Genomic DNA, 20,759 nt, shown 5'->3' on the forward strand with positions numbered 1-20,759 from the left:
ATCTGAGGAGTCAGGGACGACCATGAACTCGAACCTGCATAAGCGCTTGTTATCCGAGGTAGATAAACTCAAGAAGCTCACAGCTGAATTGAGCCTGCAGGAGCTCACGAGCTTCGTTACCACCCAGCAACGAAACTTCAACCATGGGCGCAGGGGGCAGAACCTCGGCTCACCGCTCAAGCAAGGCATGTACTTGCTCGCCTTGGCCAGCAGTCAGCCTGAGCCGATTGTGCCCAAGCCGCTGGATGAAGGGCGCCATGTGCAGTTGATTCGCCGCCTAGAGTCGATCTTCCAAAATTATGGTTTGGCGTATTTCCCTACGGAGCAGGAGTACGCGGTGGGGCTTAGCGATGAGTGGCATCGCCAGCGCGAAATTGCCATGCCGGCCTTCATGCACTACTTCATGGCTGGATTCAAAGCTTCGAGCGAACAGATCAAGGAGTGGATCAACACATGCTTTGCTGGGTTTGAAAAAGAAACCGTCGAAGCTTTTGGCATGTCTCACATTGACCTGCTGCGGGTGGCCAGCTTCATTGAGTCGGTGATCGAGGCGAATGCAAACCCAGTGGTTGATGCTGTTCAGGCCATTGAGGCGCTTCGTCAGCAGTTTCTCCGTGAAGTAAGCGAGGGCACGAACCTTCAGGAGGCCGTCGCGCGAGTCCGTAACCAGCCGGAGCTACGGGCCCGCATCGAGGCGTTCGAGCGTGGCAGCATCATGCTGTTTGAGGTAAAGCGTCAGCAGTTGCTAGATGAGTTTGGTGTCGAGACGACCAATTGCTTGATGCAGCACTTTGTCACCGTCCGTGGTGCTGCAGCTGCGATCACTTACATTACAGAGAGCAACCCGATCATTGATCGCCCGCTGCTGACTGCAGATGGTGAGCGAATTTTCTACTTGGTAAACAACGCGTTTTATCAGGGCATCATCGAGAAACTAGAAAGTCATCTGACACAAGGGCCTAGCGCCGCTCGCTATTTCAAAGAACGCGATCGGCGACTCGAACAGATGGCCCGTAAGCATTTGCAAAAAATCTTCCCGGACACAGCGCAGTTCTATGAAAGCGCGTTTGACCGACCAGACTCCCACGGTGAGCACGATCTGGTGATCGTCCATGGAGCAAATGTCTACATCGTTGAGGCAAAAGCGTCACCTCCCAAGGAACCATTACGTGATCCCTTGAAAGCGGCGCTAAGGATTCGTGATCATTTCCGCGGAAGAAATGGTATCCAGAAAGCCTACGATCAAGCCAACGCATTGCGGGCTCGTCTTTTGAACAGTGCGTCGAGCCCGCTGTACGACAAGAAAGGCAATCTGTTGACAGAACTGCACCGCGAGCAGATCGAGAACATCTACTGCATTTGTGTTACCCGGGATGATTTTGGACCAGTCGCGACGAACCTTGCCCTGATGCTCGAGAAGGATCCCGATGTCCCCTATCCTTGGGTCGTGTGCGTCACCGACCTTGAGTATCTGGTCGATGCGATAGTTCACCTTGGACAGAGCGTCGAAACGCTGGACACTTACTTGGCGCAACGCCCTTTGCTTCATGGCAAAGTGATGGGCACAGATGAACTCGAGTATTTTGGGGCGTTTCTACGTCATGGAGGGCTACATGACTACATTGCGGCGCAGGCTGACTTCATTCCGATGGACATCACCGAATCTGACATCCTAGATGATATTCATAAATGCATTCAGAACGGTGAGCCTTACGAACTCAATGTTGAGCCTGCTAACCTGGTTCCGCTAGATAGGCGAAAGGTCCTCGGATTCAATCAAACCGCTCGACGCCAGAGCAATGCTATGAAGAAAGAGAAGAAGGCCAGGCAGAAGCGAGGGCGAGCAGCCAGGAAACAGAATCGAACGCGCTAATCTAGTGAAGAGTCCAGGGGCAGCCGAACATGCACTCCATGCACTCCATGCACTCCATGCACTCCATGCACTCGATGATGTTGCCCTGTCGATACACGGGTCGAACCACGACACGCCAGCGAAGAGTTGTGAACTCCAATACTTCGATCAACCTAACGCGAGGTGCTACGTTTGAAGGATTTATTGGCAGTCGATGAGTCAGAGGCGTCGGAAATCACGACTGATGCCAAGACGGCTAACCGACCTGCAAGTAACCAAGAAAAAGCACGCATCCTTCAACCCTCAGCAGAAGAAGCCGAATACGTACCACCTGACTTCAGCGGGAGCCGGCGAACCAGGATTGGCTCAAGTTTCATTGAGCAGTTTGTTGCAGGACATGATGCAAGTGACGTACTGCGCGAGCTTGTCCAAAACGAATTTGACGGCGGCGGAGCTTCACTGACGCTCAACTTCGGAGGCCATTCGCTTGAGGTAGTCGGTACCGGACGAAATATAGAGCGCAAAGGGTGGGAGCGGCTCTCTGTGATTGTCGGTACGGGCAATGTGCTGGGCAGCGGGCAAGAGGAGGTCGTGGCGCCGAAAGCAAATGGGATAGGTTCCAAGAATTTCGGATTACGCTCGTTGTTTCGTTTTGGCGATCAAATACACGTACGATCAGGCGGGCAGGTCGCATTACTTGATCTTCAAACACAGGAAACAGGTCGCGAACGAGACCCGGCGTCGTCCCGGCAGAAGGGTGTTCGCGTTCACGTGCCTTATAGGCTTAAATCGACAGAGCTGCTTGAGGCGTTTACAGTCGACAGAGAGGCGCATGCCCTCGATTTGATGGCAGCGGGCATGCCGGACACGCTAGTCAAACTAGCACTTACTGGAAAGAAAAGCGGACTGCGTGAGGTCATTATTCGATCGGTCCGCACAGGCCGTGTGCTTTATTGGAAACAGGACGCAAAACGCGAGCGCTCCTCTGCTGCGCGCGTCACTATGACGAAGAGGACAGGAGCGCTCGTCGATCAGGATGGCAAGCGAATACAGTTCCAGGAGGAGGAGTTTTTGCGGACGATCGAAATTCCTGAAAGGTTTTCAGGACGACCGTTTCCGGCGTATTACAAACAGCCTGGCGGAAAGTTGTGTATAGCGGTGTCGGTCCCAATCATTCGCCGGCGAATCGATCTCCGGCAGTTCGGTCACTTCTATTATCCATTGAAAGCCCCCTCGTCCGTCACTGGCTGTGCCGTCAGCATTAGTGCTCCATTCGAACTCAACACGGATCGAAGCGGGATAAACGACCACGTCTGGAATGACTGGCTTATCGATCAAGCCGTCGAGCTGACGATTGATCTTCTCAAAACTGATTGGTTCGACAGATATGGTGCGGACGCATTCAAGGCGCTCGTTAGCAACGGCAACCCCAGCTCGACGCGCTTTTCAAATGAAATAGCTCAGCGGCTTGCAAAGGACGCTTGCTGGCCTACGGGGGATGCATCCAATCCTAACTTCGCCCGTGCGGCCGAGATCGTGCTTCCTACGGAGCCGGAGCTGCATGGTTTTCTCAGTGCTAATCGCTATCTGGTCCCTAAGCTTTCGGGCGACGAGGTGTTGTCCAGTTTGGCGGCGGAATGCGGTGCCAAGCGATTCACAATTTCTTCGTTAGTACGGCTGCGATGTGCAGGTGATGATTTAAAGGGACTTGAGACCAAAATTGGCAACGACGCGAATTACCACTTCGCGAATTACCTTGGAACTATGACCGCCATAGACGTGCAGAAACGCCAAGCTTTGGCGTTGTCGGCTTATACGCGACGATTGAATAAGCTGAATAAAGCCGACTTGGGTAATACCGCTTCGACTTTGAATGCTGTTGGTGAGCTCTTACCCGCTGTTCGGCTCATTATTGTAAACCCAGATCTTTGGATTGACTGCCCGGAACCTCAGGCCAACCGGCTCCATCCAGAACTCATTCAATACAAATCAATTTCAAGTCACTGCCGTACATTCGACGAAGAACAATGGCTGATTGATGCCGCTGGCCGCACCGCCTCCGCAGTGGGCGATGACCGGGAGCGAGAAACGCTCTACCGGAAGTTACTGACAAGCGAGAAACCGATCAGCCGTCTCGCTCTATCAGCATTACGCAACAATCCTGTTGTCAAGAATCAGCGTGGCCAGTGGGTAGCGCCGTCTACCATGGTGCATCTCAAAAAGCCCCTGGCAACGCAGCTCGATGCGGCGATAGATGCCCCGTCGAAGGAGATGCTAAAGGCGTCAGGATTGATCGCGCGCTTGCGGATTCGTAATTCGCTAAATGGCTCGGATCTCGTGCGTTACGCTCGATTGGTTGTCGAGCGTCCTGAGATAGCTGAACGATTTGAAAAGCTGCTTACCGAAAATTTCAATTTGCTCGTTCCTGCGGTCGTAGATGAACTGCAGGTGATCCCCTGTCTGATGTCGCGATCAGGGCGGCCTACGGCTCCTTGCATGCTTCACCTCGACACGAGGGCCAATCGGTTATGCATCGATGACGACCACCGAATTGTCGGGGGGAGTCATGATCTGCTGTATCGTAAGCTGAAACTCTCAGTCGCACCTGGTTCGGAGATTTTGGTCGATATTCTCAATCGCCGTATGCAAGAGGGACGGGCTCCTAATCGGCCTGATTTGATATATCCGGCACTTGTGGAGGCCATTAAGCGCGAGCGGCGCAACAAATCTGAATTTCTTAATATGCGGATTTGTTGGGTTCACGACGGCTTCTACCCTCCCTCTGAAATCCTAGTTGGTTCCAGGACGGCAACCCCGCTAGGCGAGGTGTTCCCTCTCTACAAACATTCCGACGCAGTCGGAGATGCATATTTTGCGCTTGGCGCTGCGAGTCAGCCTAATGATACGCACTGGTCGCGCTTCTTCCTAAATGTGGGAGCGGCATGGGCAACTGACACACACTTAACATCGGATAGACGGGCCATCCTACTTGATGCCTACCGCCTACGTAGGAGCTTTGGCTTACCCTCGGGGCTTGAGGATGTTCGCTGCTTGATCGACGATCGAGCGCGACTCTTCACTCTTGGTGAGTTGCGTTCTGGAAAACTCCTCGAACCAGATTTTCCGGCACTCGAACAAGCACTTCGAAATGCCGACAGTGCCACCGGAGTCGTTGACAGATCCGAACACGCTCGCTCATTTTTTGCAGGTCTCGGCATTCGTCCACTGTCAGCAATCGCTGGTACAAGTGAGGCTGTACTCGGTTCTTCGTGTCGACCACCACTTTGGTTTAAGCCTAAACAGGCCGAGCGCGTCATCGCCATTCTGCATAGACCGCTTTTTGCGCGCGCACTGTTTGAAGTTGCCTATCGAAATCGGCATGGTCATTCAGGTTTCCAGCCAGCGTCACTTTCCATGATCAAAAGGGACCTCCTCAGTATTCGTGACATTGCTTTTTTTTCGAGTATGGAACGTCGCTACAGCGTGGCTGGGACGAGCGTTGTCGTTCCTGCTCAGGTGGCGGTCAGTGCTGGGCAGGTCTGTGTCATTCCGCCAAAGACCAAAAGCAGATTTCAACTATTGCTTGCTGAAGCGCTTGCAGAAATCGCTGGCGCTACCAGCGTGGCAACGATGCGCAGCATCGCCAACGCATTTCTTCCGCTTCTTCTTTGTGGAACGTTTGAGGAGTTAAGAGAGTATCTAGAGCAGATGGGGCTTTCCAATAGCTTCCGATCGATCGCGGATGATGAGGAGGCCAACCAGCTCGAAGACGATGACGATGACGATGACGAAAGTGATGAGGATTTTGAGGAGCTTGCATTGCGTCAGGTCTTCGACAATCTCAACACCTCTGGCTCCACTAGCAGCGACGCGGTCCAGCCCGTTGATACCGCTACGCCGCGCATTATTAACGAGCCGTCAACGCTTCCACCTGTGGCACCTACTTTCGCTTTACCAAATCTCGAAGATGTCTTACTAACGGTTGCGCCGACCCAAGGAGTAGAAATAGAACCACGCGGAGGAGGGGGGGGCGGTGGCGGTGGAGCCACGAATGTCTGGCTACCACCCACGGCTGCGGAGAATGAACGGGCTAGTCGCGTGGGGCAACGTGGCGAGGAACTGGTCTATCGCATGGAGCTTCAGAAAGTGCGAGATATGGGCTACGCGAATCCTGAACAGTACGTCGTATGGACATCGCAAGACGAGCCGGGCGCCGACCATGACATCCGCTCCATTGACATCAACGGGCAGCCGCGGTGGATTGAAGTGAAATCAACTACAGGTGTGGATGGCAGGTTTGAATGGCCCCGCAGAGAGTTTGAAAAGGCATTACGTGAACGGGACCGCTACGAGTTGTGGCGCGTTTATCGCGTTGCCGATAAGGCACCCGTGGCAAAGTGCTTCACCAACCCATCGCGCATGCTTGGGGCGCGACAGATCACGCTTGAACTCGGCATGTTGCGCGCCAATATCGAAAAGTTGGATTGAATCTCTCTAGGTCAATTGCAAAGCGTTCGACGGCGAGCAGCGAGTGATTTTTCAAGAAGGGGATTGTTGAGCGTTAGGCTGGGGGCATCCTTCTCAAACTATTCAAAGCATGCCCTCAGATATGCCCCCGAATGTGGCAATCCACTGGAAGTGGTTGGATCTCCATAGTCTATGAAAAGGCAGAAATGATCAGATAAACAGCCTGTCCGGCGACTCCTAAAGACTCTCAGGGTCGCCAAAGAACATTTTGACTGAGCTCTAGCTCTGTAATTTCAGATCAAAAAATATGAGTTATGCCCCCAATCTTGCCCCCAGTTGCATCAGGTTTGCGAGCAATCGCGAGTTGCGATTTCTGACAGAGACCAAGATGGATTCGTATGGCTTTCAATGTATTCCCTTAAATTAGTATTTAGTTCTTCTGGCAGGCCTCAGTATCCCTCGGCGTCGCGTTGCAGTGTTTTTACGCTGCAATCCAACGCCTTGGCAGCAGCCTTCCAGCTCCCTTCAGTTGCTTTGGTTCGTAGTGCCAATTCTGCATGGAAATACTTGGTTTGCTCCTCGCGGCTGCCCATGCTTATAAGCTCGGCAGTTGATGAGTCATGGGCTGCACCGGACCACTGCTGAAGAGCCTTGTCCAGCCAATGGGCCTCGTTGCCGGGTTCGAACCAGGCCATGCACAGCGCCGCAAGACGCTGCAGGTCGCGCAGGTTGCCGGTCAGGGGGTGCTCTGCCAACCGTTTCGCTAGGGCATTTGACCAGGGGGCTGTTACGGGAAGGTCTGCATCTACACGGCAATCTCCCCAAACCCGTTGCCAGTCTTCATGCAAATCCTCGCGGCAATCGCGCAAGGCTGGTAGCGACACGCAAAGGTGGCTCAAGCGATCACAGAGGTCCTCGTCCAGGCGTTCGCGCAGTTGCCCCATGGGAAGGTTAGAGGCGCAGACCAGTTCGAAGTCGACACTAATCTCCTTGTCACTGCCGATGGGGCGGTAGCGCCGCTGGCGATCCTGGAACACCCGCACCAACTGGCGCTGTACTGGCCGTGGTAGATCCTGGATTTCATCAAGAAACAGAATGCCGCCATTCGCCTGCGCAAGAAGGCCTTTGCGCTCTTGTGCTGCACCCGTGAAGGCCCCCTTGACGTGGCCAAACAACAGGCTTTCGGCCAGCGTCGACTCCAGGCCGCCGCAAGCAAGGGTGACCACCTTGTTCGGTCGCTGCTTGAGCGTGGCCACCTGGGTCTCCACCAGACGGCTCTTGCCGGTACCGCGCTCTCCCAGTATCAGCAACGGAGCACCCGTCACCCGGGCGTAGCGAAACAGGCTGTTCATTGCCTCGCGGCGTGCTGCTGAGCGGGCTTCCGGATTGTAGGAAGGCACCTTCGGATCCAGCCGCTGGTGCCGACGAATCTCGGCGAGGTAGGTGCTGACCTCAAATTGCACGGGATCAAGCCGGTCGGGCTGGGATGACCACAGGCGGGTGCCAGGGGCAAACACCCCGCCAGCATGCAGGATCAGCCAGACGCTGTGCATGGCAGGAGTACCCGGCGAGAGGTTCAGGTGCAGGCGACCAGCGACGGTGTTCAGCCTGGGTAGTACCTGCTCCTGGATCGCTTCATAGATGAGCTGATGCCGAGTCGGATCGACCAGATCGATCCTGATCGGTTCCACTCGCGCATCGTTGATGCTGGGTGGGATGCGTGCATGGCTCTGCGCCTGGATCAGATACATCACTCGGCTGATCTGAATGCCGCGCTCGGCAAGTTTACCGAGCGCTCCTTCCAGTACGTCCAGGCCGGCTCTTTCCGCGTGCCAGCAAAGCAGCGTATCGCTCATGGGCGTTGCCCCCTGTCGATGACGATCGCGGCGGCGCCCATTTCACCGAGCAACTGTACTGCAGCGTTGAGCTCGCTCGGCTGGGTAATGGCTATCGTGAGGCGGCCGTCAGGTTCCCGAAGCACTTTGGGGGAGTAGGGTTGGGGTTTTTCGTTGCCTTGCGCAGGACGCATTTGAGGGCTCGCCTTTGGATGGCTGTATGGTGCTGTTGCTGTCCAGCAGCATTTCAACTGGTGGGCCGGATCATCGCTCTGCGAGGGGTTGGAGACTCCCGGACGGGGTGTCTCCAACTGGTGGGCGGACTGGGCAACCACCTCGCCCAGGTTGACTTCAGCTTCAGTCAGTACCTGCACCCGATTCAACTGGCCGTTGCGCCACAATTGCACCTCGCCACTCAGATCCCCCAGCGTCGGGGCTGGCAACAGGTGCCAGGGTGCAATATTTTGCCAGTGCTCCAGGCGTACCTTGAGTTCTTCAGCTTGCCGCACATCCAGCAACGCGCCCAGCTCGAAGCTATCGTCCAGACCGTGCGCCTCCAGATTCGCCGACATCACCATGGCGTCTCCGGCATCGGTCCACAGCGCCTTGGCATGCAACCACTTGAAGCCGTAAACCTGTGCACCACTCTCTGCCAGCGCCAACAGTGCCGGCATGGCCGCCGTGCGTACTCGAGCCAGCACCGTCACCTTGAGGCCCTCGCGGGCGCGTTGGCAGAGCTGCTGGACCACAGGATGCTGCACGTCCCAGCCAAAGCTGCTGACGATGATGTGGGTTGACGCGTTCTTCAGGGCCTGCTGCAACTGTTTGGCGATGCCCCTATGCTTCATCGTGGTGGCGCAGATTTCACCCTGGGGCGTCGGGTGCTGCACGCTGCTGACGAGTTTGGCGGCCTTGAAGTCGTGACCATCAAGCAGTTCATGTTCCGCGGTTTGCCACATGGCCCAACGCAGGTAACCGGCGATGCCTTCGACTTGTGTCGGGCTCAGGCGGACAGCGAGCTCTTCGTTGCGCGTGAGGGCTTCCTGGGTGAGGTTGGCGGTGAGCAGGACGCCTGCTGGCCGGGTATATGGGTCGACCAGGACTACCTTGGCATGGAAATGTGCCGCCGTGCGGAAAAGGACGGACTTGCCTAATGTCTTGAGCATTGCCTTGTGTTGCGCGTGCGTCTTCTGGTCGAACTCGCCCTGATTCGGTTCACTGCCTAGCCGGGCCTCCGAAGCCAGCATCACATACACCCGCACGCCACGCTCGGCAGTGACCTTCAGCGCTGCCTCAATGGCCGGATCGGCGATCAGGAAACTGCAGACCACTGCCATGTCCACTGCCTGGTTCAGCAGTGTAATCAGTTCGTCGCGCAAGGCTCCCTGATTGCCGGAGATGTGGATCGAACGGCCGACTTCCAGTGTTGGCAGGCGGTTCACTTGAGTCGCTTGCCAGGCAGCTGGCATTGGCAAGGCACGCTGGTCGAGCACCTCGGTGTGAGTGCGCACCCAGGGGTTGGTTGTGTTCGTAGTCATTACAGTCCCCAATCTTCAGCGGCAACTAGGTGCCAAGTGGTGGTGGCGCGGCTGTTTTCCCGCCGTTGCCAGGTCTGTTCGGCGAGCTCTTTACGCTGTGGTGTGGTCAGCTTGAAGGTGTGGAAAGGGGCGTGGGCCTGCGTAGTCCAGGTTTCGAACTGTTCGGTGCTGGCATAGAGATTGATGTGTTCGAGCAGGCGCCATTGTGCCCAGCGTTGTGCATCGTCAGGCGAACACGGGGTCAGTGCCACACGACCGATGCTCAGATCATCGAAACGGCCCAACTTCGGAAGCTGCGGTGTGGACACATGCAGGTCGGCACGCAGGCTATTGCGCTCAGCAGCGTTGCTGGCGTCGAAGGACCTTTTTAATGCGAGTGTCTCGGTGTCCCAGTCCTCGTGCAGCCCCGCCGACTGCAACAACCCTTGCCAGACGGCCTGTGCCGTTACTTTTGGTGCGCAGGAGGGCGTGTCGATGAGCGTTTCATCGAGCTTACCGTGCAATTGCAAGCGGGTGTTGTCAACGTCCCAGGTGGCCATAAGCGTCGCCTGTACTTCCTGAGGCTGCAGGTTTTTCTCCAACTGCTCGATGCGCAACGCTTCCTTGTTGCCAGGGGGCGTGATGGTCTTGCGTAGGACCTGGTTCAGCCAGGAAGGGATTTTTTCCGGGACGGGTTGCTCTTTTTTATGGACTTCCTGCTTGGCACCAGGCTCCTTGATCGGTTCGATCAGCAGCACCGGGCACTCCAGCAAAGGATCATCGCTGGCCCACAGCCGCCAACAGGCGTGTTCGGGCACGAACACCTCCTCGCGTTGCAAGGCTTCCCGGCCTAGTTCGGTCAGGCCGTAGGCTCCACGGTTGGCTCCCGATCCGCTGAACTCTGGCAGCAGTTGCAGTAGGCCCAACCCGCAGGCGATCTCCAGCAGGCGCCGGGCCGCAGTTTGGCGGGAGGGCTCGCAAAAAAGGTGAATGGCGATGTCTAGGGCGTCGATGGCGCTCTTCATGCCGGCACGTTGCAGAAGCGGCAGCAACTCCGGGCGTTGGGTAGCCCGGGCGACCTCACCTAGCACGTGCCAGCAGGAAATGGATACCTCGCGAGTCAGTACGATATCGCCGCGTTCGGTTTTAGTGCTTGTCATACAGCGATGTCTCCCAGTTCTTTTCATCCGCCAGCTTGCTGAGCAGGCTGTCCTTGTATTTGCCCAGGCGATGGCGATCGCCCACGATGATTCGGCAGTAGCGTGCCCTAGTCAGTGCAACGTTCAGGCGATTTGGACTCTGTAGAAATGCCGTCATGTGATTACGCACCAGCGATAGCAGCACCAGGTCGGCTTCGTGCCCTTGGAAGCGATCGACCGTACACAGATCCAGCGTGATGTAGGGGTTGCCTTTCGTGCCCTTGCTAAAGTGGCGCTGGGCATAGCCATTTCCGGACCAGCTACGCAGGGCTTTACGCAGTGCGCGTTCCTGTCCGCGGTAGTAGGTGAGCACCGCGATCTCCCAGGGGTGACCGTCCTTCCTGCGGTTTTTTCTGGCCCAACGCTCGAAGCGCTTGAGTTCTGCGATGACTTCATCGACTTCAGCCGTGTTGCTGTTCGATTGAGCATCGAAGCGTGCCTTGACATGGCGCCAGGAGGCCGCTTGCCTGTCGTAGCTCCAGGTACGGTCTGTCGTCATCCGCTCAGGGGTGAACAGCGCTTGGCCTTTATAGATGTGATGGTGCGAGAAAGCAGCAATATCAGGGTGCATACGGTGCTGATGACTCAGCCGTATGTGTCGTGAAGCCATGACGTCGGAGGGCAGGCCATCACTCAGTGCGTTGCCGGCCTTTTCCCAAGCGTTACGGCCAAAGCCTTCCTGTAGGGATTCAAGGATAGAAGGCAGGGCAACCTTACGGACCCGTTCCACGTTCCTTTGAACGTGATCAAGCGTTGCTCCCGTTCCTTCGACCGGCATCAACTGTTCGATCTGCTGGGACTTGCGCGTCTGTTCGGAGCCGGCGTCGTTGCTACCCTGGCGTTGCTCGTAGTGGGCATTGATACGCCACGCCAACTCGGTGCTCCAATCGGGTAGGGGCTCCGCTGTCCTCAGTTGCCGGTTCCGCTGGCGGGCTGCTGCTGCACGACGCTCAAGTATAACAGGTGCTTCGCCCCGTACGGTGGTCGTGTCCAGAGGCAGTTCATCCAGGCGTGCGCTCAGGGTTTCGCTGGCTCCCAGTACGATCGAGGCATCCCACAGCGAAGTGCCGTCCTCAGCTTGTGCAAGGTTGACTCCCAGTGCCTCGGCTTGAGCCTTGTAGGCCTGCCGAGCATTCTTGTCGGGGCTGGCAATCACTGAGGTGCGTCGCCGGGTACGGGCCATGAACGTATCGACACAGGCGTTGCGCAGCCATGCCTGGGGCAGGCAAGCGTCAAGGTTTGCCGCCATGGCCTGTTCATCGACATAAGGTGACAGCTGCAACGGATCGCCGACGATGATCCAGCGTTTTGCTAGCACTGCGGGGACAAGAAATTCCTGGAACGTGGTCTTGGAGGCCTCGTCTAGAATCAGCATGTCGTACGGTGGGTGGTTGCTGCGCCGGTTTTTCAGATCCGGATGCTGCAGGATGCCTGTGGTTGTTCCGCAGGTTAGGTTGGCCGTACTGAGCACCAGTTGTGTTATGACGTGCTCGTCCTGACGCAAAGCGCTCAACAATGTCTGTTGAGCCCGGCTCAAGTCTCGCTGACGGCTTAATGCCGCTTGCAGGCGCTTGCGTTCGGTTGTACGAAAGCTCTCCAACTGCCATTCGCGGGCTTTTTCGGAGACGTTTCGTTTATCGCCAATACGTATGGGAATGATCTGGTCGCGATGCTCGTTACGGACGTCCATGAGTTTTTCCAGGACGTTGTCGACGGCCACGTGGGTCGAGGCACAAAGCAGTACCCGCTTGCCTTGTTCGGCCATTTGCAGGATCAGCTCGCAGATAGCGGTGGTTTTGCCGGAGCCCGGGGGGCCTTCCAACAACATGAAGTCCGTGGTGTGCAAGGCCTGCTCGACGAAGCGACGCTGTTCGTCGGTGCCGGGGCGCTCAAGGTCTAGCAACAGTTTCCAGGCGTCGACAGCCAGTGGTGGCGCGGCAAACGCTGGCCAGCATGCATGGTCGTTGGCCTCCAGCAAGCGCAGCAAGGGCCGGTGCTCAGCTGAGGGGGTGTCTTGCAGGCAGGCGATGGCTTCCAACTGCCGTTTGAGCATGTTGGTGTTGGGGCGCAGCAACAACTGACTCTCGGTGGGTTGCCGTTCCAGCAGCAGGCGCTGGCCGGCGGGATCCCGATCAAGGATGCGGATTGAATGCTGGCGACCAAACCTGAATTCCACGCGGCGGCCTTCTGGTGCGCCTTGCTCGTATACCTCACGAGCGTCTTCGTCTAGAAATGCACGGAAGGTCGCTTCCGGCTCGCCTGGCCGATCTTCGGGAGCCTCCAGACTGATCCAAGCGCCCAGTGCGTTGTCTTCATCGCCCTCAGGTCGAGAAGCGGCTGTCCAGGCCAGCCGCTTAACGGCGTGGTCGCTGTTGAGGTGCTTTTCGGTTTGCTGAAGAAAGTCGCTGAAGTCCTTGAGGCCATAAAAAGCCCGACTCATGAGAATGTCGGGACGGTGGCGCTCAAGGTTTTGATAGTAAAGCAATGCCATCGGTCAATTCCTGTGGGTGAATGTCAGCAAACTCCATTGCAAGCGATGTGCCTAAGCGTGATATCTATCTAATATGATGATTTATAAAGATATTAATATTTTTTTGGGTTGATTAACTGGTCATATTTGACTTTATGAGACATATTTGTCTATGCGTTTCTTTATTTCTTTGTAGCCTGCTGTCCCGTTTGGAGAGTGAGAGCAATGGCGCCGATGCGGATTTGGTTGCCCATCAAAATGCCTTCTGAGGTCCCAGGCTTCAGTGGGGTTCTTGAGCCTCTGAGCACCAGCGCTCTCCCTTCGCCCGATCAGTTGATTGAATCGCCCCGGATTCTCTAGACACCTTGCAAGCTCATTGCGTAACGCTTTTCAAACTCTACCGGCGACAGCTGATTGTTGAAGCCATGACGACGTTTCGCGTTGTAGAACATCTCGATGTAATCGAACACATCACTCCGAGCATCTTCCCGCGTGGTGTAGATTTTTCGCTTGATCCGTTCCCGTTTCAGAAGCTGGGAAAAGCTCTCGGCCACGGCATTGTCATGACAGTTGCCTCAGCGACTCATGCTGGCAACCGAATTGTTTGCCTTCAAAAAGCTGCGCCAATCGGAGCTGCTGTACTGGCTGCCTTGGTCGGAATGAACCATCACCTCTTGCTTCGGTTTACGCCTCCAAACCGCCATCAACAACGCATCAATAGCCAGATCACTGGTCATCTGCGACTTCATTGACCAGCCAACGACCTGACGAGAAAACAGATCCAGCACCACCGCCAAATACAACCAGCCTTCATACGTACGGATGTAGGTGATGTCGGTGACCCAAACCTTGTTGAGTTCCACGACATCGAACTGGCGCTTCAGCAAATTGGGTGAGGCGACCGCTGGCTTACCGCCATACTTTCCTGGGCGACGTCGATAACCTGTCTGAGAGCGCAGTCCCTCAAGACGCATTAGCCTCGCCACACGGTGCCGACCACAGTCTTCACCGACCTCGCGCAGATCATCATGAATTTTGCGATAGCCATAAACTCCGCCGCTCTCTAGCCATGAATGCTTGATCAAACCCACCAGTCGCTGGTCGTCTTTGGCGCGTATAGATTGTGGCTCAGACAACCACGCGTAATAACCACTGGGGTGGACTTTCAGCGTCAGGCACAGCCGTCGAATCGAATAGTCCCCCGCGCGCAGCTTGATAAAGGCGTACTTCAGCCGCACTCCTTGGCAAAGTACGCGGCGGCCTTTTTTAAGATGTCCCGCTCTTCAGTGACCCGCTTGAGTTCAGCTCGCAGACGACGCAGTTCAGCGTGCTGATCATCGTCCTGCTGTCGCTCTTCTAGAGGTTTGCTGTAGCGCTTTATCCAGGCATAGAGGCTATGCGTCGACACGCCGAGACGGGCCGCTACCTCAGCAACGGGTAGCTTCTTTTCGGTCACGTGATTGACTGCTTGGATTTTGAATTCTTCGGGATAACGTGGGTTGCTCATGGCACCTCCTGATTGGCCTCAGTTTAAGGCATGGAGGTGTCTACAAAATCCGGGGCGATTCAATCATTCTTTCTGATGAGCGAGTCATCGCTGTGATGGAGAATACTACGGCAACCTCACCGTACTGGGTCGAAATTGATAATCGATGGTCAGTCAGCGGGTCGGTATGGAGTTCGGTAGACGGGGGGAAGTTTGAGGTTTTCGGCACGATGGATGGCCGGCATCTGGGGACGTTTCCAGATGCTGAGGATGCTGACCAATTCGAAGATACGGGCGAAATTCACTGTGACGGCTGGCTCGACTTCTTTAAAGCTGGTCGTGCTGGGCTGAGGCTTCGGAGCAGCGGGGGCAAGGCTGAGTGAGTTAGTCAAACTGGCATGGATGTCTGTATGTCTCGTCCATGCCAAATCATTATGAGCTAAGCGTTAGTGGTGGGCTATGGGGCTTGCGATGGCAGCCGATATCTTTTCAGCGACGGCACCATCATCAGGTGACAAGCCGCCTACGTCGGTTAACCAGAAATGGCTGCGATACCTAGTTGGCGAGTAAACCAGATATCTTGCTCGATATGGATTGGTGAGGAGCAGGGCATGACATTAATTGTTGCGGGTTACACAGGCGTCACCTTCTGGAAGAAAAAAAATTATGACCGTATTTTTTTCGTGGGCGACACGCTTTTGTCTGCTGAGGGTCGAACCGATGCACGTGAGCGCCTCATCGAAATTTTCAAGAAGGTTCGACGCATTCCGGTAAAAATTTGGACTCCTCATTTCGATACTGATGGGCATTTCAATCGGTATATCGAGTCCTTTTCCAGCTCGTGCGTCATTGCTTACGCAGGCAGTACACTGACCTTTAGTCATATGTTGAATGGTATTCAAGAGCACCTCGGACAGCTCCGCTACACCTTCATTGACGGTCAATACAAGATCGTCAAACACTGCTCCAGTGAGGCCATTCAAAAAAATTATGCTGTAACGTGGGCCGATGACATCGTGTTCGAATCCCGGAACCTGCCTTCCTTAGCGGCAGATTTCCAAATGGAGGTAATCTCGCATGTCATACGGCGTGCCTTGAAGGACGTTTCTGCACACCGGTTGCTGGATCAAAACTCTTTCAGATCTATTAGCTGTCAGCTGGCTGTGGCGCTCTATTGCTGGGATGCAAGAACGCCAGTTCTCTACCATGTGGAGGTCGTATTAACAGATGAATTTCCGAAGTACGCGACGCTCAAGTATCGGCGGCTTGGTGAGCAGGAGACAGTCGTCCTAGGAGCGCCGCTACAGCGAGAAGTAGAAGAGTTGATGCAGGCGGTTCGTAAGGCTCCGGAGTCACCAGCAGAAAAGACTAAAATTGGAGCCCAGCTGGATCGAGGAACTGATGAGCTGAAGGCTGCGAAAGCACTGGTACGAAAAGAGATTTTGGCAGACCAGGAGGGGGATTGTAGTGGTCAACTAATCCCGGACACGACGTTAAGTTTTTCCTCGGACCGCGCTGGGGCCAACCCATCGTTGAATTGATGAGGCCTAATCCAGTTATAGCGATGCATCAAAAAATGGCTGATATCGCGCTGTGCTTCCTGCGCAGTTCGATAGCCCACGGTCGGTATCCATTCTGTTTTCAAGCTGCGAAATACGCGCTCCATCGGTGCGTTATCCCAGCAGTTTCCTCGTCGGCTCATGCTCTGGCGCATGCGGTATCGCCACAACCGCTGGCGAAAGAGTCGGCTTGCATATTGCGATCCCTGGTCCGAGTGGAATAGCAGATCCGAAGGCCTGCCACGCTGCTCGTAAGCCATATCCAGCGCTTTGATCACCAGCTCAGCGTCTGGCTTTTCCGACAGCGCCCAGCCCACGATCCGACGCGTACAAAGATCCAGGACGACAGCCAGGTAATGCCACTTTCCTTGCGCCCAAATGTAGGTGATATCGCCGCACCAGACTTGATTGGGCGCTGGCACGTCGAACTCGCGGTTCAATGTGTTCGGGATATCCAGTCTTTCTACTGTTGCTCGTTTGTAGGCATGGGAGCCAGGTTGTTTGCTGACTAAATCAAGCTCGCGCATCAAGCTACGCACTTTGAATCGACCGAGTTGCTCACCGTCTTCACGCATCAGCGACAAGATGCTGCGACTGCCCGCAGAGCTGCGACTTTGCGAGAACAGCTCACTGACGCGACTTCGCAATCGAAGCCGTTCAACATCGGGCGTGCGGCGCCGCAGGCGCTGGGCGTAGTAACACGAGCGCGTGACGTCAAACACCTTGCACAGCCAATCAACCGGCTCATGTGCACTCAACTGGTCAATCAGCGCGAACGCTCGTGATCTTCCGACATCAAGAGCGCGGTAGCCTTTTTTAGTATTGATTTCTCTCGCTCAAGCCGAGCAATCCGGGCTTCCAGCTCCTGAATTTTTTGCTGTTCCGGAGTCAGAGCCTTGCTCTGCGGGGTGATGCCTTTATGTTCTTTCTGAATCTGGTCAACCCAGCGGCGCAATGCCGACTCACCAATGCCGAGTGAACGGCTGGCTTCGATGTAGCTGTAGTTTTGTTTGAGCACGAGGTCGGCAGCCTCGCGTTTGAATTCAGGAGTAAAGGAGCGGCGTTGTTTGGTCATCTGACACCTCGATCTGGCGAGCATTCTCGCCTAAATGGGTGTCCGGTTTCATTAGACCACTACAGTTCTTACTGTTGGGGGGAAGGGCGGAGTGGCAGATTCGTCGACTTCAGCATACGCAATATCACAGCCGAGCCTCATGGAGACAGGAACCTCGTTCATAGCGAAACGATCGCGACTTGACAATTATTGATGCCTAGATTCAAGATTGTTTCTCGTGGAGCGGCCACCTTCAGTCCTAGATCCTGTAGAGCAATAGCACCGTTTATTCATGCGTCATCCTCTTTTGCCATTCTTTTTGGTAGCAGGGACTAGGACACTGCCGCCCAAAAGGAATAGGCCATGAAACCTACCGTATCGCCTCTGCTCCAACATATCGCTTACCTTGCTAAACGCCGCCTGAGCGATCCAGAAGCACCTTTGACGCCTGAAGGTCGTGGGATGCTGCAGCATCTTGCTGGCCGCCCATTGAAGCACAGTCATTGGTTGCAGATCACCGCTCGCGAGTTGGGTCTGGAGTACAACCAAGTTTCTCGCGAAAGCAAGTTGTTCGAAGCTTATTGTGATTTCAACGTCCAAAGGCGCTTTTGGGATATACCTGTCCGGTTCGTTTATCAGCCTGATGTCTACTCGCGGCAGCTTCAAGCCTTAGAAGATGCCGCAGATCGTAATCGCTCCCTGGCTGAAACTGCGGCGCAGCATGATGTAACTTTTGATCAATTCGATTTCAGTAGTTCGCTGCTTGAGTATTTGATTGCTAAGGTAGGGGCGCTGACGCTCAACTTCTACGGTGTGAGCGCTAAAAATTCTGTTATTTGGGAAGAGTGGCTAAGCCAATGCACCACATTTGAACGAGCAGATCTTAGAAACTGCAAGTTCGTGCGCCTATACGAAGACCCAACAATCCGCCCTGGTACGAATATCTACGAAGGCAATTTTGCACACACCAATCTTGCGGGTGCAGACCTGCGTGGATCGTATCTGCGTGGGGCGGATTTCTTCGGGGCGAATTTAGAAGGAGCCGACCTTCGTAACGCAAATTTATACGAAAGCCGCCTGACTGGAGCCAAGGGGCCTTACAAGGCGGGCGAAGTGGAATCATCCGTATGGCATATGGATAAGATAGGGGCATAAACCTACTATTATTCACCGGCTACCATTGTTCAAAGTGCCAAATGGAAGCCGTTGAGTTTACTATCCAAATAAACAACGAACACTGAGGATAACACCATGTTGATGATCGGCGGTTTCAATCCTTCTTTGTCTTGGAGAGGGCAAGAGGTTGCCAAAAAATACATCGGAAATTTAGCCACAGCTGGAAACTGGCTTAGCATTGGAGGTGGTGCGCTGTTTTTCATCCCGATCACTCAGAAAATGGCGTTCACTATTGGTTGCGCCATGATGGCTATCGCTCTTTTTCTCGGTCGAGAGTACCGGAAGTACGTTGATGAGCTTCTCGCGCAGACGTCGTTAATTAAGCTCTTGTTACTGCTCGCTCCAAGCTGGCGGTTCCTCCTCATCACCACACTTCTACTTGGTGCAGGGATTGGTTTGAGTGAGTGGGAGGCCTTCGGTCAAATGAAGGCTGTCGTCATAGGTGTGGTTACGTCAAGCGCTGTCATTGATCTCAGCAGGTCGAAATCTGACATCCCTGGACGGTAATAATAAGCAATTGAAGCGCTGCGTAGGTGCGCACCCAATAGCCCCCGGAAACAGGATTTTTGACACATATGCCACCTGAAGATTTTGATGAGCTCACCTCTGATGCTGGCGAAGTCGCGTTAGTCCAGACGACGGAAGTGATTGCTGATCCACTAGGTCATCTCTCTGCCGAGCAAGTTGAAAGTATTTATCAGCGATATTTAGAAGGCGAAAAGGTCAGGGATTTATTTACTGAGTTCTCCATCAAGACTAATGTAAACTCACTCTTACCACTCCTGCCTCATTTGGAGCGTAAAGATCTTACGTGTCCTCATTGCGCTTCCCATGCAACTCAGAAGCGTGCTGCCAGGAGTAATACTGCGAATAAGCCAGTGTGCACTGGGTGTGATCACATTTTTCCGATTTGTCGGGATGATACTTGTGGTTGTAGCGCCTGTGTAAATGAATACCTGGGTCAGCTAAATGGTAACGGCATTCACTGCAGAGTTCCTTATGAGGGACTGACGCTTCGTGAAAAGATAATCTTGCTCGCTGCTCTTACGATGGCAGGCCCAACTGATGTGGCATGTTTATCGTTTGTGCAGCTTCAGCGATGGCATCGCCGGTTGGCACCTACGTCAGAGTATCAAAATAAGTGCATCAGCGAGTTATTCAGCAGGCATATCATTCTGGTATCGTCAGAAACATCAATTGATGCTCTAGATTTCTACCGTCAATATGAACGATATGATTTTTTGTAGTGGAATCCTAATGTCAGTGATGATTCTGGTGGCCTGGCACTAGATGTTCAGTCCCTTCAGATGCTAATCGCTTACGATCTACAAAAAAACAAGGCTGAACTTGAACCCGTTTTGAAGGCGCTAACCTATGAGGTTGCTGAAGAAGAGCTCATGGAGTATCTGAGCTACCGAGTGGAGAACGCATCAGTAGTATTCAAGGCCGAACGCGCAACACGCGAGGTTTTGAGGCCATTGCTTGCCTCTAGCTCTGTCAGCAACATATTTAGCATTATCTGGAAGGCTGTTAAACAAGCGGATAAATCGTTTGAGAAAGGAGTTTTTAAGGGGGCCACCCACGCCGGTAACTGGATTCCGTCTGCCATCGTGCGGATAGCTGAGGAGGAAAAGCAGTATGAATATGACCGATTGAAGGGATCTAAAATCTGCCAGATTTCTGAGGTCATTTACAGCCTAATCCTGGACGACCCCGATGGTAGCTTCAAGATACCTCTCCCGCGTTACACAGCCGAGGTGATGCGACCGGTGCTCGAAGGTATCAGTAGTGCAAAAGACGCGAAAATCGCGTGATTTTGTAGGACGTCAAAAATCAGCAGAGGGGTGTGCGCCCTCTGCTGAATTTGTTACACGTCACTTGCGGGGTTTGCCCGCATCACTCCGTTTATCTCGAATCTGTCCATCTTGATTGCGAGAACGCGGCTGCTCACCACCGCCTGGTTTAGGAACGTTGACGTCTTTGTTGATAGGGCGACGATCTGTCATACGAAATCTCCTTCATGCGTTAAGGATCTTACGAAAATACATCGGTAGACAGCGGGCGCATCAAGCGATAACCACAGTATGTAGTGTTTTTTGATTTGCCTGAACACAACATAGTGCGTTCTGGCCGGTTTCGCAATT

13 protein-coding genes and 1 pseudogene are annotated in these 20,759 nt (G+C 54.4%); 7 read left to right on the forward strand and 7 right to left on the reverse strand.

Features of this window, described 5'->3' with window-relative positions; genetic code table 11:
- The first annotated feature begins 22 nt into the window (after positions 1-22).
- Positions 23-1,873: an NERD domain-containing protein gene (locus KSS96_RS14655; RefSeq protein ID WP_217854987.1), complete on the forward strand. Its 1,851-nt coding sequence runs from the start codon at positions 23-25 to the stop codon at positions 1,871-1,873.
- A 171-nt stretch (positions 1,874-2,044) separates the two neighbouring features.
- Positions 2,045-6,340, forward strand: coding sequence for a protein NO VEIN domain-containing protein (locus tag KSS96_RS14660; protein WP_217854988.1), 4,296 nt, complete (start codon positions 2,045-2,047; stop codon positions 6,338-6,340).
- A 428-nt stretch (positions 6,341-6,768) separates the two neighbouring features.
- Here KSS96_RS14660 and KSS96_RS14665 read toward each other — a convergent pair whose 3' ends face one another.
- The 5 genes and pseudogenes from KSS96_RS14665 to KSS96_RS14685 form a co-directional block, all read right to left on the reverse strand.
- Positions 6,769-8,175 carry a sigma-54-dependent transcriptional regulator gene (locus tag KSS96_RS14665; RefSeq protein ID WP_217854989.1) on the reverse strand — a complete coding sequence of 469 codons (1,407 nt, stop codon included), beginning with the start codon at positions 8,173-8,175 and terminating at the stop codon, positions 6,769-6,771.
- Entirely contained in the window at positions 8,172-9,692 is a 1,521-nt protein-coding gene (locus KSS96_RS14670; RefSeq protein ID WP_217854990.1) for a phospholipase D-like domain-containing protein, read from the reverse strand. Before KSS96_RS14670 ends, KSS96_RS14665 begins: the two co-directional genes overlap by 4 nt.
- A complete protein-coding gene (locus tag KSS96_RS14675; RefSeq protein WP_217854991.1) occupies positions 9,692-10,696 on the reverse strand; it encodes a hypothetical protein in 1,005 nt (334 codons plus the stop codon). Before KSS96_RS14675 ends, KSS96_RS14670 begins: the two co-directional genes overlap by 1 nt.
- A 121-nt stretch (positions 10,697-10,817) precedes the next feature.
- Positions 10,818-13,361 (reverse strand): DEAD/DEAH box helicase family protein, encoded by a 2,544-nt coding sequence (locus KSS96_RS14680; RefSeq protein ID WP_123333254.1) that lies wholly within the window; start codon positions 13,359-13,361, stop codon positions 10,818-10,820.
- Between the two features lie 335 nt (positions 13,362-13,696).
- Positions 13,697-14,847: pseudogene (locus KSS96_RS14685) on the reverse strand (IS3 family transposase).
- A gap of 590 nt (positions 14,848-15,437) precedes the next feature.
- Here KSS96_RS14685 and KSS96_RS14690 point away from each other — a divergent pair.
- Positions 15,438-16,367 (forward strand): hypothetical protein, encoded by a 930-nt coding sequence (locus tag KSS96_RS14690; RefSeq protein ID WP_217854993.1) that lies wholly within the window; start codon positions 15,438-15,440, stop codon positions 16,365-16,367.
- Here the strand turns inward: KSS96_RS14690 and KSS96_RS14695 are convergent.
- A protein-coding gene (locus tag KSS96_RS14695; protein WP_217854995.1) for an IS3 family transposase occupies positions 16,298-17,460 on the reverse strand; the annotation gives its coding sequence in 2 pieces (ribosomal slippage) (positions 16,298-17,205 and positions 17,205-17,460; 1,164 coding nt in all). The two genes, KSS96_RS14690 and KSS96_RS14695, sit on opposite strands and share 70 nt — an antisense overlap.
- A 342-nt stretch (positions 17,461-17,802) precedes the next feature.
- Between KSS96_RS14695 and KSS96_RS14700 the strand changes: the two genes are divergently transcribed.
- The 4 genes from KSS96_RS14700 to KSS96_RS14715 all read left to right on the forward strand — a co-directional run bounded on the left by KSS96_RS14700 (position 17,803) and on the right by KSS96_RS14715 (position 20,429).
- Complete coding sequence (locus KSS96_RS14700) at positions 17,803-18,594, forward strand: pentapeptide repeat-containing protein (protein ID WP_225913291.1); 792 nt, start codon at positions 17,803-17,805, stop codon at positions 18,592-18,594.
- A gap of 96 nt (positions 18,595-18,690) precedes the next feature.
- Positions 18,691-19,122: a hypothetical protein gene (locus KSS96_RS14705; RefSeq protein WP_217854997.1), complete on the forward strand. Its 432-nt coding sequence runs from the start codon at positions 18,691-18,693 to the stop codon at positions 19,120-19,122.
- Between the two features lie 68 nt (positions 19,123-19,190).
- A complete protein-coding gene (locus KSS96_RS14710; RefSeq protein ID WP_217854999.1) occupies positions 19,191-19,862 on the forward strand; it encodes a hypothetical protein in 672 nt (223 codons plus the stop codon).
- A gap of 60 nt (positions 19,863-19,922) precedes the next feature.
- Positions 19,923-20,429 (forward strand): hypothetical protein, encoded by a 507-nt coding sequence (locus KSS96_RS14715; RefSeq protein WP_217855001.1) that lies wholly within the window; start codon positions 19,923-19,925, stop codon positions 20,427-20,429.
- Positions 20,430-20,489: 60 nt separating this feature from the next.
- On the opposite strand, the gene KSS96_RS28115 is transcribed toward KSS96_RS14715, so the two are convergent.
- Positions 20,490-20,621 (reverse strand): hypothetical protein, encoded by a 132-nt coding sequence (locus tag KSS96_RS28115; protein ID WP_256585992.1) that lies wholly within the window; start codon positions 20,619-20,621, stop codon positions 20,490-20,492.
- Between the last annotated feature and the right edge of the window lie 138 nt (positions 20,622-20,759).

Origin of the sequence: Pseudomonas asgharzadehiana (assembly GCF_019139815.1) — a bacterium.
GTDB lineage: Bacteria > Pseudomonadota > Gammaproteobacteria > Pseudomonadales > Pseudomonadaceae > Aquipseudomonas > Aquipseudomonas asgharzadehiana.

What these genes read in the sequence shown, in the direction of transcription:
- KSS96_RS14690 (WP_217854993.1), top strand. Translation starts at nt 15,438, where the DNA reads ATGACATTAATTGTTGCGGGTTACACAGGCGTCACCTTCTGGAAGAAA.
- KSS96_RS14655 (WP_217854987.1), top strand. Translation starts at nt 23, where the DNA reads ATGAACTCGAACCTGCATAAGCGCTTGTTATCCGAGGTAGATAAACTC.
- KSS96_RS14705 (WP_217854997.1), top strand. Translation starts at nt 18,691, where the DNA reads ATGTTGATGATCGGCGGTTTCAATCCTTCTTTGTCTTGGAGAGGGCAA.
- KSS96_RS28115 (WP_256585992.1), bottom strand. Translation starts at nt 20,621, where the DNA reads ATGACAGATCGTCGCCCTATCAACAAAGACGTCAACGTTCCTAAACCA.
- KSS96_RS14710 (WP_217854999.1), top strand. Translation starts at nt 19,191, where the DNA reads ATGCCACCTGAAGATTTTGATGAGCTCACCTCTGATGCTGGCGAAGTC.
- KSS96_RS14670 (WP_217854990.1), bottom strand. Translation starts at nt 9,692, where the DNA reads ATGACTACGAACACAACCAACCCCTGGGTGCGCACTCACACCGAGGTG.
- KSS96_RS14715 (WP_217855001.1), top strand. Translation starts at nt 19,923, where the DNA reads ATGCTAATCGCTTACGATCTACAAAAAAACAAGGCTGAACTTGAACCC.
- KSS96_RS14675 (WP_217854991.1), bottom strand. Translation starts at nt 10,696, where the DNA reads ATGAAGAGCGCCATCGACGCCCTAGACATCGCCATTCACCTTTTTTGC.
- KSS96_RS14700 (WP_225913291.1), top strand. Translation starts at nt 17,803, where the DNA reads ATGAAACCTACCGTATCGCCTCTGCTCCAACATATCGCTTACCTTGCT.
- KSS96_RS14680 (WP_123333254.1), bottom strand. Translation starts at nt 13,361, where the DNA reads ATGGCATTGCTTTACTATCAAAACCTTGAGCGCCACCGTCCCGACATT.
- KSS96_RS14665 (WP_217854989.1), bottom strand. Translation starts at nt 8,175, where the DNA reads ATGAGCGATACGCTGCTTTGCTGGCACGCGGAAAGAGCCGGCCTGGAC.